This window comes from bacterium (assembly GCA_040756715.1).
Classification (GTDB): domain Bacteria; phylum UBA9089; class UBA9088; order UBA9088; family UBA9088; genus JBFLYE01.
The window spans coordinates 11129-12771 of the sequence record JBFLYE010000004.1 but is presented as its reverse complement, the minus strand read 5'-3'; the positions used below and the strand labels follow the sequence as shown (position 1 = coordinate 12771).

Below are 1643 nucleotides of genomic sequence, written 5' to 3'. Positions count from 1 at the left end.
AGCAATGATAGGGGAAGAATAGCCAAAGAAGAGGAAGGAGAGATATAATCTTCTCTTAAATGAGAAGGATAAAAGGTATTCTTTATAATCTTGGGAGTCCTTCTGAAGGGAAAAAAGGAGAAACTTAAGGTTAAGGTTGCGAAATATCAGAAATTTAAGGAAGAGGCAATGGGTATGATTGAGGCAGAAAAGCCACCAAGCAATATAACAGAGGAGCTTCTGAAAGAAAGAGAGGAGGGAAGAAAGAAGGATGAGAAAATAAAAGAATTGCAAGGAGAGATTGAGGCAATAAAGAGGGAAAAGATAAGGGAGGAGGTCTCTTTGCTTGCCAGACAAAAGGAGATGATGGAGAGGTTAAAGGAACAAAAGCCAAAAACAGAGATTGATGAATTAGGAGAGCAAAAGGAAAAGATTGAGGCACTCCTACGGATAAAGCAGAAGATGGAGGATGTTTCCGCCCTCTATGAGGAGGCAAAGAGGATAAAGGATAAGAAAGCAGAGGCAGTTCATAAAGAAAGCCTTGAGAAGTTAAAAAAGCAGGCTTTGGAGCTTGAGGAATTAAGAGCACAGACAAAGGAGCTTTCATTTTTATATAAAATTAGCTCACGCTTAGCAAATATCCTTGATGAAAAGGAATTATTTAAGCTATCCCTTGAAGAAGCAGAGGATTATTTTGGCTATTCCCTTGCAGGCTATATTATTTTAAAAAAGAAAAGGTTTGAAGGGCTAGTGAAAACATTGGATTTATCTTCATCTCAAAAGATACAGGGTTTAAAAAAGAGGATGTTAAATGATTGGTTAAGGTTTAATCCGATGAGGAAAAAGGGGATAAAAAGGGTTGTTGAGCTTGAGACAATAGGAGAGAAGGGAAAGGGAAGGGAAAAAATTATCTCATACATTTGTGCACCAATTATGGAGAAAAAAAGGATAATTGGTGTTTTCTCGATAGCAAGCACAAAGACATCATTCTCGCCTACATCGGGAAGGATTTTATCCATATTAACCGACCAGCTATCAATGGCGGTTGAGAGGGCAAGGCTATTTTTAAAGGAAGAAGAAATGGCTACAAGGGATGAGCTTACCGGTGTCTTTAACTTTAGATTTTTCAGGTCTTCTTTGGACAAACAATTTGAGATACATCAGAAGGACAACAAGCCTTTTTCTATGATAATGCTTGATTTTGATAGATTGAAATATGTAAATGATACATTTGGGCATAATCAAGGCAACAGGCTTATAAAAACCATTGCACATTTAATAGAAAAAAGTGTGAGAAAGGAAGATATTGTTGGAAGATTCGGCGGAGATGAATTTGGCATTTTGCTTCCAGAAACAGGGATAAATGTAGCAGGTGAAATTGCCGAGAGGATAAGAAGGAATATTGCAGAGCACAAAATGACAATGGAAGAAAAACCATTCTCCCTTACTGCAAGCCTTGGTGTTTCCTTTTTCCCACAAGCCAATTCCCCTGAAGGGCTTTTAAAAATGGCTGACGAATGCCTTTACAAAGCAAAGCAAGAAGGCAGGAATAAAGTGGTTGTGGCTGATGGATGATTTATAGTATCTTCCATTACTTAGTGCAAAAATAGTATTTAAGAAATTTTGAATTCTAAATTTTGAATTTTGAATTGAAAAAGGTTAAG

1 protein-coding gene is annotated in these 1643 nt (G+C 37.1%); it reads left to right on the top strand.

What is annotated here, in order from left to right:
- Positions 1–90: 90 nt before the first annotated feature.
- The gene (locus AB1397_00115; GenBank protein MEW6481409.1) at positions 91–1554 is read left to right on the top strand and encodes a diguanylate cyclase; all 1464 of its coding nucleotides are present in this window, start codon (positions 91–93) and stop codon (positions 1552–1554) included.
- The last annotated feature ends 89 nt before the right edge of the window (positions 1555–1643 follow it).